The organism is Paraburkholderia sp. 35.1 (assembly GCF_050436525.1).
Taxonomy (GTDB): Bacteria; Pseudomonadota; Gammaproteobacteria; order Burkholderiales; family Burkholderiaceae; genus Paraburkholderia; species Paraburkholderia tuberum.
Genome location: NZ_JBNDMJ010000001.1, coordinates 829,885 through 843,068, shown reverse-complemented (window position 1 = coordinate 843,068; position 13,184 = coordinate 829,885). Strand labels below are relative to the sequence as shown.

General features: G+C 63.4%; 11 protein-coding genes. 6 read left to right on the top strand and 5 right to left on the bottom strand.

The genetic code is table 11. The features are described from left to right. Positions 1-57: 57 nt before the first annotated feature. Positions 58-1,131, bottom strand: a complete 1,074-nt coding sequence (locus OKW27_RS04045) for an AI-2E family transporter (protein ID WP_429332626.1) — start codon at positions 1,129-1,131, stop codon at positions 58-60. Between the two features lie 385 nt (positions 1,132-1,516). On the opposite strand from OKW27_RS04045, the gene OKW27_RS04040 reads away from it, so the two are divergent. Beyond that, positions 1,517-1,648 carry a hypothetical protein gene (locus tag OKW27_RS04040; RefSeq protein ID WP_279613266.1) on the top strand — a complete coding sequence of 44 codons (132 nt, stop codon included), beginning with the start codon at positions 1,517-1,519 and terminating at the stop codon, positions 1,646-1,648. 39 nt (positions 1,649-1,687) lie between these two features. Here the strand turns inward: OKW27_RS04040 and OKW27_RS04035 are convergent, their stop codons facing one another. Then, positions 1,688-2,476, bottom strand: a complete 789-nt coding sequence (locus tag OKW27_RS04035; protein WP_429332625.1) for a hypothetical protein — start codon at positions 2,474-2,476, stop codon at positions 1,688-1,690. Positions 2,477-2,856: 380 nt separating this feature from the next. Here OKW27_RS04035 and OKW27_RS04030 point away from each other — a divergent pair, with 380 nt between their 5' ends. Continuing rightward, entirely contained in the window at positions 2,857-4,443 is a 1,587-nt protein-coding gene (locus OKW27_RS04030; RefSeq protein ID WP_429332624.1) for a phospholipase D family protein, read from the top strand. An 8-nt stretch (positions 4,444-4,451) separates the two neighbouring features. Here OKW27_RS04030 and OKW27_RS04025 read toward each other — a convergent pair whose 3' ends face one another. The 3 genes from OKW27_RS04025 to tssH all read right to left on the bottom strand — a co-directional run bounded on the left by OKW27_RS04025 (position 4,452) and on the right by tssH (position 8,733). Beyond that, complete coding sequence (locus OKW27_RS04025; RefSeq protein ID WP_090810730.1) at positions 4,452-5,006, bottom strand: hypothetical protein; 555 nt, start codon at positions 5,004-5,006, stop codon at positions 4,452-4,454. Between the two features lie 105 nt (positions 5,007-5,111). Continuing rightward, the gene (locus tag OKW27_RS04020; protein WP_090810728.1) at positions 5,112-5,495 is read right to left on the bottom strand and encodes an SHOCT domain-containing protein; all 384 of its coding nucleotides are present in this window, start codon (positions 5,493-5,495) and stop codon (positions 5,112-5,114) included. Between the two features lie 547 nt (positions 5,496-6,042). Further along, positions 6,043-8,733: a type VI secretion system ATPase TssH gene (tssH, locus tag OKW27_RS04015; protein ID WP_429332623.1), complete on the bottom strand. Its 2,691-nt coding sequence runs from the start codon at positions 8,731-8,733 to the stop codon at positions 6,043-6,045. A gap of 650 nt (positions 8,734-9,383) precedes the next feature. On the opposite strand from tssH, the gene OKW27_RS04010 reads away from it, so the two are divergent. Genes OKW27_RS04010 through tssF form a run of 4 tightly spaced genes read left to right on the top strand, consistent with a single transcriptional unit; the run spans position 9,384 to position 13,182 of the window. Continuing rightward, positions 9,384-9,965: a TagK domain-containing protein gene (locus OKW27_RS04010; RefSeq protein WP_429332622.1), complete on the top strand. Its 582-nt coding sequence runs from the start codon at positions 9,384-9,386 to the stop codon at positions 9,963-9,965. Next, the gene (locus OKW27_RS04005; RefSeq protein WP_429332621.1) at positions 9,949-10,785 is read left to right on the top strand and encodes a type VI secretion system accessory protein TagJ; all 837 of its coding nucleotides are present in this window, start codon (positions 9,949-9,951) and stop codon (positions 10,783-10,785) included. Before OKW27_RS04010 ends, OKW27_RS04005 begins: the two co-directional genes overlap by 17 nt. Then, positions 10,782-11,300 carry a type VI secretion system baseplate subunit TssE gene (tssE, locus tag OKW27_RS04000; RefSeq protein WP_429332620.1) on the top strand — a complete coding sequence of 173 codons (519 nt, stop codon included), beginning with the start codon at positions 10,782-10,784 and terminating at the stop codon, positions 11,298-11,300. The genes OKW27_RS04005 and tssE overlap by 4 nt, the downstream gene beginning before the upstream one ends. Position 11,301: 1 nt before the next feature. Further along, the gene (gene tssF / locus OKW27_RS03995; RefSeq protein ID WP_090810718.1) at positions 11,302-13,182 is read left to right on the top strand and encodes a type VI secretion system baseplate subunit TssF; all 1,881 of its coding nucleotides are present in this window, start codon (positions 11,302-11,304) and stop codon (positions 13,180-13,182) included. The last annotated feature ends 2 nt before the right edge of the window (positions 13,183-13,184 follow it).

The following is a 13,184-nucleotide window of genomic DNA, read 5'->3' as shown; positions in this document are numbered from 1 at the left end:
CCGGGCCGTTTTCATTTCATGCGCCGGGTCGATCATATGTCCGCCATGGTGGGCGCTTCACGCGGTCTGTTCGGTCTTGCCGTAAGTGAGCCGGCCGTTTTTCGACAGCAGCACCGCAACCGGCCGCGTCATTTCGAACTCGGAGAAAATGATCGTCATGCTGGCGGTGATCGGCACCGCGAGAAAGGCGCCCGGCACGCCCCACAAAGCCGACCACACGGCCATGCTCGCGAGAATCGCGAACGGGCTCAGGTTCAGGGAGTTGCCCGTCAGATACGGATCGAGAATATTGCCGATCACGAAGTGAATCGCGGTCAGCGACACCAGCACGACCAGGATCGAATTCAGGTCGCCGAACTGCAGCACCGACATCAGCACCGGGAACACGATCGCGAGCACGGAGCCGATATAGGGCACGTAGTTCAGCAGCGCGGTCAGTATCGCCCACAGCCCGGCGAACTCGAGGCCGACGCTGCGCATCGCGAGCCAGCAGATCCCGCCTAGCAGCACGCCGAGGAACGTCTTCAGCGCGAGATAGGCGCCGATGCGCCGGTTGATGTCGGTGACCACGCCCCGGATACGCGCCGCGTTGGTCGAATTGGCGGTCATGTTCGTCAGCTTGTCGCCGAACGTCCGGCGCTCGACCAGCAGAAAACTCGCATACAGCACGATCACGAACAGGTCGATGATCACCGACGACAGCGACGCCAGCATGCCGGTCACCATCGCCTGAATATTCAACTGTGTGAGCATGTTCCGCCGCAGCGATTCCCACGTCGGCTCGCTTTCGAGGTGCAGCAGCGTCGAAATCTTGTGGATCATCAGCAGGACCGAGTCCTGGTAGCGCGGCGCGAGCGCGACGAGCGCGTCGTAGTTCTCGACGAGCATGTCGACCGCGAAGAAGATCGCGGCACCGATCAGGAACATCGAGAGTCCGTAGCGCAACTGGACCGGCAGCCGCGGGCCGAGCACCGGAATGCGTTGCAGCAGCCGCGTGAAGTCGACCACCACGTATACCGCGATCGCGCCGAACACGATCGGCACGAAAACCGCGCGCCCGATATACAGCACCCAGCCCACAATCAGCAGCAGCACCACTACATATACGGACGCTTGCAATCTGTCGGTCATTGGTCAGTGCTCCATGAATCCGCAAACAGGTGCGCCAGAGAGTCGCCCCAAGGTCACCCGAGGACGAAGGCGATGGCCGGGCACGCGCCCGCCGTGCGATCCCCTTACCAGCCGGTCGCGCGATGGACAGCACTGATCTTCGCACAGAACGATGACAGCTCACATAAAAAGCGCGCCAGATCGCTCCGCCGGCAAACTCCGGGCCGACACCTCGAAATGCGCCCGCAGAATGTCGCGAAACGTTGTGATGCGCCGGATTCGCTCGTGAAACCCATCTGCTACGCTGCCCTAATCGGTTTCAATCACCTGACGTGATCCGAAGCGAGCACCTGCGTCACGCGGTGGCAGCGCACGGCCGAATCCATGCAGTAAAGCCGCGCCGCGCGTGGGCGATTCGCGCCGCTATATGGGCGACTTGCGCAGTATCGAGCTGACGTCGTTGCGCGACATCACGCTGCAAATCGGTACGCCGCCGGTAAGCACGTTGGCGACGGATTCGTGGTACGAACCGCAGTGACGTCGGCCGGAGGCCGCGTCACTTCGCCATGGCGCGGCTTCAACGCGACGTACCCGAATGCCCGATACCGCCCGGCCCACGCGGCACGATGCCCGCGACGGAGCGCGGCGCCGCGTTCGCGACCAGAATCATCGCCGCGCCGGCGAGACCGCTCGCCACGTGCTTCAACGCATGGCCGGCGATCACGTGATGCGTCAGCTCCCAGATCTGCCAATCGAGGCTTTCGAAAATCTTCGCGACCCCGTAGAAGACGATCACGAGCGTCCACGCGATCACGCCGTCCACCTTGCGCGTGAGCGTCAGGCCGACGATCAGCATGAGCCCGCCGAACTGAAGAATCGCGTAAGGCCACAGGCTGTTGAACACGAGCCAGTAGCCGACGGTGGCGGGCGACACGACCACCATGATCAGCATCTGCGCCCAGCCGACGCGCTGTCCGCTCCACGACGTCCATAGCATGGCGAGGATGCCGGCGAACACGATGGTCATCGGCAGGCGGTCCCAGACGAGCGTCGCATCGTTCGGCGCCATGTGGTAGTAAGCCGAGCCGAACGCGGTGAAGAGCAGCCCGAGCGCGACGACGACCATGCCGGGAAATTGCGCCGGCTGGTCGGACGCATGGCGCCGGACCCAACGCAGACAGAGCACACCGGCGATCAGAATGACGACGTTCGACAGCACGTCCGCCGCATGGTGCAGCGGCCCCAGCGAGCGTTGATCGGCGAAGTGGTGATACGAGGCCGGCTGCGCGAGCGGCCATATCATCTGCAGCGCGGTGCCCACCACGAAAAGCAGCACGCTAGCAAGCAGCAAGCGGGAGATCTTCACGTTGCTCGACTCCATAGTGGGCGAAACGCTCGAAGGCGCCGTGAACCGGACCTTTTATGACCCTTTACGCTGACACGGAGCGGATCACGCTCGATAGCATGGAAACCATGCGGTCGATGCGCAGCCGGGTTGGCCCCCATTCGAATTCGCGCAGCCTGCTCGTATCATCGGACAAAGCGCTTTGCGCAACAAGAGCGTCGGGCGGCGCACCGATGGGCATGCGCTCACAGTATTCTTCTCAACCAATGCAAGTTGCGTGCAAGCATGCGCGCGAGACCGTCAGGACAGGCGGTCGAGCGAAGCTTTGTCGAGCAACGCCACGCGATGTTCCGATTCTGGAACCGGCCGGCTCGCGCGACCCAAACGAAGACCTGGACTCCATGCAAGCGCAGATACACCACCCGTCGTTCCCGCATCGCCGATGGAGAGGCGCGCTGTGCGCGCTGCTGTGCGCAAGCCTGCTGGCCGGCTGCGCGCCGTTACCGTCGCTCGAGGGTCGCCAGGCGTCGCATGCGTTGTCGCCCGCGGTGGCGGCCACCACGGATCTCGGTCGCGCGGTCGCGCCCGAGCTGGCCGCGCACGCGGGGCTGGCGGGCATTTATCCGCTGGCGGATGCGCATGTCGCGTTTGCCGCGCGCATGGACCTGATCCGTTCCGCGCAACGCACGCTCGACATCCAGTACTACATCTGGCGCGACGATCTGACCGGCACGCTGCTGCTCGAACAGATCCACGAAGCGGCGGACCGGGGCGTGCGGGTGCGTTTGCTGCTCGACGATCTCGGCATCGCCTCCGCGCTCGACCCGACACTGGCGGCGCTCGACGCGCATCCGAACATCGAGGTGCGCCTGTTCAACCCGTTCGTCGTGCGCAGCCCGAAAATCCTCGGCTTCGTGACCGACTTTTCGCGCGCCAATCGACGCATGCACAACAAGTCCCTGACCGCCGACGCCACCGCGACGATCCTCGGCGGCCGCAACATCGGCGACGAGTACTTCGATGCCACCGACGGCGTCGTCTTCGCCGACCTCGACGTACTCGCGGTCGGACCGGCCGCGACCGACGTCTCGCGCGATTTCGACCGCTACTGGGCAAGCGCGTCGGCGTATCCGGTCGGGAAGATCCTGCCGCACGAGAGCGTCGATGAGCTGGCCACGCTGGAGCGTAATGCGCAGGCGATCGAGCAGGATCCTGCCGCCGCTGAGTACAAGCAAGCGCTGCGCGGCCCGCGCGTCGTGCAGAACCTGCTCGACGACAAGCTGCCGCTCGACTGGGCCAAAACGAAGATGATCAGCGACGACCCCGCGAAAGGCCTGAACAACGCGCCGCCGGAAGCGCTGATTTCCCACCAGCTCCGCGAAGTGATGGGCCAGCCGACGAAGTCGCTCGACCTCGTCTCCCCGTACTTCGTGCCGGCAGACACGGGCACGCGGTATCTGAGCGGGCTCGCCGCCCAGGGCGTCGACGTGCGGGTGTTGACGAACGCGCTCGAAGCGACCGATGTCGTCGCCGTGCACTCGGGCTATATGAGGCGGCGCGTCGAGTTGCTGCAAAACGGCGTGCATCTGTATGAATTGCGGCGCGTGGCGGGCGCCACCTACAAGAAAGAACAGTCGCCGGGGCCGTTCGGCAGTTCCGGTTCGAGCTTGCATGCGAAGACTTTCGTCGTGGACTCCCAGCGGGTCTTCGTCGGTTCGTTCAACTTCGATCCGCGCTCCGCGCATCTGAATACCGAGCTTGGACTCGTCATCGACAGCACCGAGCTCGCGACGCGGGTCGATCGCAAGTTTCTCGCGCTGCTGCCGAGCGTCGCGTACGCGGTACATCTCGACAAAAACGGCAAGCTGTACTGGATCGAAACCAACGGCGACGTCGAAACCCGCCACGACACCGAACCGAATACGACGTGGTACGCACGGCTCGGTGTATGGATGCTGTCGATTATGCCAATTGAGTCGCTGCTATAGCTCACAGTTCAGAATCGTCGCAAATCGCGATCTCGCAGGGGATCGGGCGTGCGCTGCGTCTCGCGCAACACGCCGTTGGTGTCGAACGCGAAATTGAACAACATGTGGTGGATGTTGCTTTCGATATAACGGTATGACCAGACTTCGCGTTGCGAGAGCCGGAAGAACTGCGTTTGCACGGGGCGGCCGAAATTGACCAGCACATCGTCGCGCGTCCATTTGCCGATTTCCGCGCGATTGAATTCGCTCAACTGCAAGACCTGACGCACGTTCACGATCTTGCCTGAAGCGTCGATATCGGCGGCGACGGTGGTCGAGCCCATCGGCTGGGTCGGCCACATCAGTCGGCGGCCGCCCCCCGGCAGGTCATAGACTTCGCGCGGCGGACCCATGCGGGCGACGATCGCCGCTTGATCCTGACCCGCCTGGAATTGCTGCCACGGTTGCGCGCAAGCCGCGAGCATCAACGCCGTCGCGCACGTGAGCGCGGCGCGGCGCAATGCCAGCGGCGCGCGCGCGGTTCGCGCGGCAGCGTTCCGAACGCGGGCGAGGCGGGTAAGCAAGGGTTCCCCCGTTACGTTCGATCGCACGATCCCTCACCGCGCAAAAGCCGAGGCGACACGGGCTGCGCGCCCGCTCGCCCATGGCTGCAGTCAGGTAACCGACGCTTACTGCACGAGCTTCGCGCGCAGACGCGAGTGCTCTTCCTCGGAAATTGAACCGGACGCTTTCAGCTTGTCGAGCTTCTCGATTTCGTCGGCGACACTGAAGCCCACCACATTGCGCAGATCTTCGCGCACCTGCTTGACCCGCGCCTGATCGCGTTCCGCCATGCCGCGATGCTGCGTGAGCAGATACGCGAAGATGCCGATATACGGCAGGATGATGAGAAAAATCACCCACAGAACCTTGCCCCACCCGGACACGTCATGGCGGCGGAACAGGTCGCTCGACACCGTGATCAACAGCCAGAACCACAGGATAAAGATGAAGATGGAGAAAACGTCGGCCAGAAAATTCGGGAATGTGAAACCATCATTAAAGAAAAGCATTGTTGTTCTCCAGTCATTCCGGTTGCAATTGAAAGGCTTAACGGATTTCGACCTATGGTTGCCCCGCTATGGATGACGCTTACGATCAGCATGGCAGCGCCGACAACCTACCATGACCGCATGTCGATTCGCACGCGCATTCATACTGTATGAAAGACATGCATGAGTTTCAATGGCTCGTTTAAAGCCGCAAACCCCCTGTTCGTCACGTCTTTCATTTGTGCTCCTCACTTCGGGCGCCGCAAATGCATGATGCGGATCTTTTTGTCTTTATAGCTTATCCCGATCGTGTAACGCGAGCAATTTTTAAGGATTCCGTTCGATTGACGATTTCTGGTGGTGTGGCGATCATGCCGCGTGGCATTGAACATGCATATGTGAAAATGATGTCAAAAAACCAGCGCTTTTGCCCGGCAAAAAAATGCCAAAAGAGACGTTTGCGAAGCATCCATGCAGCCCCTGACCGGCCGGCTATGCGCCTCGTCACGCCGCGGCACGATCAACGCGACTCGTCATTCGCGATGCAGGTCACCGAGTGCGAAGCCGACTACACATGGCAGGACGACCGAACCACGAGCGCTTCAACAGGTGCCGCGGCCGGATCGGTCACCTCGATCGTCATATGCGTGAGCGCGCTTTTCGCTGCAAACGCATCGAGCCACTGCCGCGCGAGGCGCGGCAGCACGTGCTGTTCGATGAAGCCGATCAAAAGACGCGCACCGGTCTCCTGCACGAGGCAGCGCCCGACGATGTAGTCGACCACCTCCGCCGCATAACTCAGCGCGATGCGGTTGTTGTCCGCCATCCGCCGAACGACTCGATCGAGATGCAAACGCACGATCCGCGCGAGCGAATCCGAGCCCAGCGGACGATATGGCACCAGCGTCACGCGTCCGAGGAAGGCGGCCGGAAACGCCTTCAGCAATTCCGTCGAAAGCGCGGAACGCAGACCGTCAAAGTCCGGCGCAAGCATTTCGTCCGCGCATAGGCTCGCGCTCAGATCGGAGCCGACATTGCTGGTCATCAGGATGGTCGTATTGCGGAAATCGATATAGCGACCATCGCCGTCTTCCATGTAGCCCTTGTCCAGCACCTGGTAGAACATTTCGTGCACGTCGCCGTGCGCCTTTTCAATCTCGTCGAGCAACACGACCGAGTACGGACGTCGGCGCACCGCTTCGGTCAGCACGCCGCCATCGCCGTACCCGACGTAGCCAGGCGGCGCGCCCTTGAGTCCCGAGACCGTATGCGCCTCCTGGTACTCGCTCATATTGATCGTGATGAGGTTCTGCTCGCCGCCATAGAGCGCCTCCGCCAATGCGAGCGCGGTTTCCGTCTTGCCGACGCCGGACGGCCCCGCGAGCAGGAAGACGCCGAGTGGCTTGCGCGGGTCCGCGAGCCCGGCGCGCGCCGTCTGCACGCGCTCGCCGATCTGCTGCAACGCGTCGGGCTGGCCGATCACGCGCGCCGCCAGCGTGGCGGGCAGCACCTGAACGGCGCTGACCTCATCGGTGATCATGCGTCCGACTGGAATACCGGTCCAGTCAGAGACGATGTCGGCGACGATCGCTTCGCCGACTTCCGGGAACACGAATGGCGTATCCGCCTGCAGGTTCGATAACGTCCGCTCCAGCTCGCGCAACGTCTCCAGCGCGGTCGCCGCGCGATCGCGCACTTCGGCCTCAGGTCCGGCGGCGGCGCGCTCGCTTTCGACCTCGCGCGCGTGCGCCAGCGCCTTCGCCACATCGGACTGGGCCTGCCAGGCGTTTTCGACAACACGTTCCTCGAGCTCGAGCGTCGCGATGGTCGCCTTGACGTCGGCCAGCGCAGCCTCGCTGCCGAGCCCGATGCGCACCTCGTTACCGAGCAGCTCGGCTTCGACGCGCGCGGCTTGCAAGCGCTCGCGTATCCGCTGCAATTCGCGCGGCGGCGCATGCTGCGATAGCGCGACGCGCGCGCAGGCGGTGTCGAGCAGGCTGATCGCCTTGTCCGGCAACTGACGCGACGGGATGTAGCGATGCGACAGTGTCACGGCTGCGCGAATCGCTTCGTCGAGAACCACGACGCCATGATGGCTCGCGAGCGTGCGCGCGAGTCCGCGGACCATATCGATCGCGGACGGCTCCTCGGGCTCGGCGATCTGCAGCACCTGAAAGCGCCGCGTGAGCGCCGGGTCTTTCTCGATGTGCCGCTTGTACTCGGCCCACGTCGTCGCGCCGATCGTGCGCAACGTGCCGCGGGCGAGCGCCGGTTTCAGCAGGTTCGCCGCGTCGCCGGTGCCGGCCTGGCCGCCGGCGCCGACCAGCGTGTGAATCTCATCGACGAACAGCACGACCGGCGCCGACGACTTCGCCGCCTCCTCGAGTACCGACTTCAGCCTGGCCTCGAACTCGCCCTTCATGCTCGCGCCGGCGAGCAGCGCACCGACGTCGAGGCTCAACAGCCGCACGTCGGCAAGTTTCGGCGGGACTTCGCCGGCCGCGATCGCGCGCGCGAGGCCTTCGACCACCGCCGTCTTGCCAACCCCGGCGTCGCCGGTCAGCAACGGATTGTTCTGACGCCGGCGCAACAGCACGTCGATCATCGTGCGAATCTCGACTTCGCGCCCAACCACCGGATCGATTTCACCGGCGCGCGCGCGTGCGGTCAGATCCGCGCAAAACTGCGCGAGTGCCGCGCCCTTCACCGATGCAGCGAGCGCACCGGACGCCTCGCCCGGCACCGCCGACGAAAAATCACTCTGGTCGTACGGGGTGTCCTCCGCTTCGGGGGAGCCGGCAATCCACGCCGGCAACGCATCGTGAAGGCCGTCGACGGCAATCTTGCCGAACTCCGGCGAAATGGCCAGCAGCAAGCGCCGCAACTCAGGTGTCTCGACAAGCGCCGCCATCAGCCATGCGCCGCGGATCCGACCGTCGCCGAATGCCAGCGTCGCGACCACCCACGCGCGCTCGATTGCCGTCTCGACGTGAAGCGAAAAATCCGTGAGCGCGCTTGCGCCTGACGGCAGCGCGGCAAGCGCGGTCTGCAGGTCCCGCTCGAGCAGTTCGCGGCTGATGCCGCAGTGTCTGACGATGCGGTGCAGGTCGCTATCGGACTGCGCGAGCAACTGGTGCAGCCAGTGCGCGAGCTCGATATACGGGTTGCCGCGCAGCTTGGAAAACGCCGTTGCGGATTCGATGCTCCTGAAGAGCGTTGCGCCGAGCTTGCCGAACAACGCGTGGCGTGAAATGGACATGATGACGTTGCAGGTAAAGATGTTTGTAGCGGAAAGGCGTGGCCTCGCGTCGGCATCCCGCGCTCCGCGGGCAGCTATCCGAAAAAGCGCGCCGGCCAGACTGATCGAGCGACAAAGGATAGCCGGTCGATCGCTGCGTGTATTTGGGCCGTCGCCCATATTCCGCTCAAGGAGCGCGAAGTAGCATTCATATCTTCCACGCGCCAACCCGCATTTTCAGTTGGTGATCCTTTTATTTCTGCGGCGAGAGAGTTTTTACAAATGCGCGCTTTCCAGGCAAATCTCATTCGCCGTTGCATACGGGTCAGGCCATGACTGGATATCACGCTCGCTGGGACCATTCGCCCTTCGAAGCAAGCGCGCTCAGGACCTTCGCACGAACGATCCAGTCTTTCCGGTTCGCTCCAACCGTTTCGCGAATCGATCTGTCGGAAATGAGTGAGGCAAGCCAGCGGGCCGTCGTAGGCGAGAACAGTCACGCCGGCGTGGAGGGTTCGCCTCGCGCTAGGCCGAGCGCGCATACCGACCTTCAGCCTATGCCCGATTTATTACGGAACCCGCCTCTCGAAATAGCGAATGCGTCCGGAGACTTTGTCCAGGCACCACCGTCGAGCGTGAATTCTTCGGCGGACCGGATCGAGCCCGTGCTCATGCAGCCGGATGACTTCAGCGACCTGATCGCACTAGCCGACGAGGACGATAACGATCCGCTGCAGTTGCGGCGCGAACCGAATCCAGCGGAACCCGGCGCACACGACGGCATGGCAAAGCTTCTGGCAGCCGACATCGACGCAGCGGACCCGCTCGCCGCGCTCACGCTGGAATATCGTCACGCGCTGTTGAGCCAGGAGAGCGGCAACGCGCACGAGCCCAAGGCGTCGGCCGAAGATCACGGCGGGTCGATCATCGGCTTACCTCACGATCCGTTCGCCGAGCTTGTCGATCCGTCGCGTGCTGAAGCGTCGGTGTTCGACCTGCTGACGAAGGGGAAGAACATCGACACCCTGCTCGATCGCCTTGACTCGTTCAGTGCCGAGCAGATTTTCGAGGCGGACGAAACGCACGAGATCCTCGCGCTGCTCGCGCCGCGCGGAATTCCCGCGCACCGTGCGAGCAAAACCGCGCAGCTTGCGCGCGAAGAACATCACATGATCAGTATGGACAGCCACATCGCCATGCCTGAATCGATCGAATATGAAGAGCCTGAATTTTCAGATGAAAATAACCGCTGACCTGCCCAAGTCGGACACGCCAACACTTCGCAGCCTGCTCGACGGGCAGACTTACTGCGAACTCAAGGAGCAAACCATCGACAACGTGCGCAAGCATCCGTCGAACGTGCGCGAACGCTGGCTGTTGTTCGAGCTGTTATGCCTCGACGGCGAATGGAAACGCGCGTTACAGCAGCTGCGAACCTGGGCCACGCTAGAGCCGGAAGGCACATCGCGCGCCCAGATGTATCGCGGGCTGATTCGCAGCGAGATGTTCCGCGCCGAGGTGTTCGCGGGTCAGCGCGCGCCGGGCGAGATCAATCCGCTGCCCGAGTGGGTGAAATCGCTGCTGCAAGCCAACGTCAAGCTGGGCGAGGGCAACCTCGCCGCCGCCGACGAACTGCGCGGCGCCGCGTTGAACGCCGCGCCGGCCACGCGCGGCGACAGCACGCAGATCGGCGCATTCGAGTGGCTGACCGATAGCGATAGCCGGCTGGGCCCCGTGTGTGAGCTGACCGTAGCGGGCGGGTATCGCTGGGTGCCGTTCGACTCGATGAAATCGCTGACACTCGGTCCGGTCACCGCGCTGACCGACCTCGTCTGGCGCTCGGCCGTCGTGGGCCTACGCGACGCGACTATCCTGCGCGGCTACCTGCCGGTGCGCTATCCAGGCTCGGAAAGTGGTCCCGCCGCCGCCCGGCTCTCGCGCGAAACAACCTGGAAAGACGTAGGGGAAACCGGCGTGATCGCGCTCGGCCAGAAAACCTGGAGCACCGACAAGGGCGACGTCGGCCTGCTCGACATCGGCGAATGCCGGTTCAATCACGACGAGCACGTATGACCACCTCCGACGCGCGACACCGGCAAGCCTACATGCCGTCGCTGATCGACCGCCTGCTCGACGATGCGCCCGCGCGGCGCAGCGAGCGGCCGGAGGCCTATGCGCCCAACAGCGAAGGCATGCGCCGCATCATCCAGCGTGATCTCGGCCTGCTGCTCAACACGACGAACCTGGACGACGAAACGGACATCGCGCGCTACCCCATGCTAGCCGCGTCGGTCGTCAATTACGGCATTCCCGCGTTGTCCGGTAGCTACCTCACCAGTCGCAACTGGGAAACCGTCGAGAAGATGGTCCGCAACGCGATCGTTCGCTTCGAGCCGCGGCTGATTCCGGAGTCGCTGCGCATCCGGCCGCTCAATAGCAAGAACCCGGTACGCTACAACCAGCTCGAGTTCGAGATTCATGGCCTCATGCGCTGGTCGCCCTATCCACTGGAATTTCGCATCCAGAGTGCATTCGACATCGAAATGAATCACGTCACGTTCGAGCTGGGCTCCGGCAAGGGAAGTTGACATGGACCCACGATTTCTCGACTACTACAGCCGCGAACTGACCTACATGCGGGAAATGGCCGGCGAGTTCGCCGCCCAGCACCCGAAAATCGCGCGCCGCCTCGGCATGGAGGGCATCGACGTTGCCGACCCCTACGTGGAGCGGCTCATCGAGGCGTTTTGCTTCATGTCGGCGCGCACGCAGATCAAACTCGACGCCGAATTTCCGCGCTTTACGCAGCGCCTGCTCGAAGTGGTCTATCCGAACTATGTCGCGCCGACGCCGTCGATCGCCGTCGCGCAGTTGCGTCCGAGCCTGCGCGAAGGCGATTTCACGAGAGGGCTGAAGGTGCCCCGGCAAAGCATGCTGCGCTCGGCGATCCCGCCCGGCGAGCAAACCGCGTGCGAATTCCGCAGCAGCCAGGACGTCACGCTATGGCCTATCGAGATCGCTGAAGCCCGGCTCAGCGCCGTGCCGCCGGATATCCCCGACACCGATCGCCATCTGTTGCCGCACCTGCAATTGCGCGGCGCGTTACGGCTGCGCCTGCGCACAACAGGCGAAGTGAAGTTCAACCAGATGACAGACTTCGACCGGCTGCCCATTTACATCGGTGGCGACGAACGTATCGCTTCGCATCTGTTCGAGCTGATCCACGCCGGTAGCGTCGCCTCCGTCGTGCGCGCGTACGGCGCGTCGAGAGACGAAGGGCACGTGGTTGCGAAAACACCGGTCGAATTTGAAGGTCTGCAAGCGCAACAGGGTCTGCTGCCGCTCACGTGGAATACGTTTCACGGCCACAACCTCCTTCAGGAATACTTCGCATGCCGCCAGCGCTTCTATTTCTTTGCGCTGACGCAGCTCGCGGCGGGTCTCGCGCGCGTGGACAGCAAGGAGGCCGAGGTCGTGCTGCTGCTCGACCGCCTGCCGGAAGAGCTGGCCGCGCACGTCGACGCAGCGCGTTTCCTGCTGTTCTGTACGCCGGTCATCAACCTGTTTCGCAAGCGCACCGACCGCGTCGAAATCAATCGCGCGCAAACCGATTTTCATCTGCTCGCCGACCGCACCCGGCCGCTCGACTACGAGATTTTTTCGGTGTCGCGCGTATTCGGTCAGCGAGCGCAAACATCGCTCGAAGTCGAGTTCAATCCGCTTTATCAGACGCTGCATAGCGACGTGGGCAACCACGGCCGCTATTTTTCGGTGCGCCGTGAGCAGCGCGCGCTGTCGGCCAATGCACGCAAGTACGGCACCCGTACGCCGTATATCGGGACCGAGGTCTACGTGTCGCTCGTCGATCAGGCGGAGGCGCCGTACGCTGACGACATCCGCTACCTGTCGGTCGAAGCGTGGGTCACGAACCGTGACCTGCCGCGCCTGATCCCGCGTAACGGCAAAACCGACCTCACGATGTCGGACTCCGTGCCGATCGAGGGCGTGCGCCTCGTGCATGCACCGAGCGCGCCGCGCGCGCCGTACGCGAGCGGTGAAACGGCGTGGCGTCTGATCAGGCAGTTGAGCTTCAACTACATGCCGCTCGCCGAACTCGACCACGGCGACGGCGGCCAGGCGCTGCGCAACATGCTCGGCCTCTTCATCGCCCCAGGCGAGCGCGAACAGGCACGGCAGATCGAGGCACTCGTCGGCGCACGCACTGAACCGGTGGTCCGGCGTCTGCCGGGCGACGGACTACTCGTGTATGGGCGTGGCGTGCGCTGCGAACTGACGGTCGACGAAACCGGCTTCTCAGGCATCAGCCCGTATCTGCTCGGCCTCGTGCTCGAGCATTACCTCGCGCGCCACGTCTCGATCAACGTGTTCACCGAAACCGAACTTCGTTCGATGCAACGTGGCCTGATCACCCAATGGCGGCCACGCATGGGCGGACGCGGAGCGGTATGAGC

Coding starts and splice junctions, on each gene's coding strand:
- OKW27_RS04045 (WP_429332626.1), bottom strand. CDS start 1,131: ATGACCGACAGATTGCAAGCGTCCGTATATGTAGTGGTGCTGCTGCTG.
- OKW27_RS04030 (WP_429332624.1), top strand. CDS start 2,857: ATGCAAGCGCAGATACACCACCCGTCGTTCCCGCATCGCCGATGGAGA.
- OKW27_RS04020 (WP_090810728.1), bottom strand. CDS start 5,495: ATGCTTTTCTTTAATGATGGTTTCACATTCCCGAATTTTCTGGCCGAC.
- tssH (WP_429332623.1), bottom strand. CDS start 8,733: ATGTCCATTTCACGCCACGCGTTGTTCGGCAAGCTCGGCGCAACGCTC.
- OKW27_RS04010 (WP_429332622.1), top strand. CDS start 9,384: ATGCAGCCGGATGACTTCAGCGACCTGATCGCACTAGCCGACGAGGAC.
- OKW27_RS04005 (WP_429332621.1), top strand. CDS start 9,949: ATGAAAATAACCGCTGACCTGCCCAAGTCGGACACGCCAACACTTCGC.
- tssE (WP_429332620.1), top strand. CDS start 10,782: ATGACCACCTCCGACGCGCGACACCGGCAAGCCTACATGCCGTCGCTG.
- tssF (WP_090810718.1), top strand. CDS start 11,302: ATGGACCCACGATTTCTCGACTACTACAGCCGCGAACTGACCTACATG.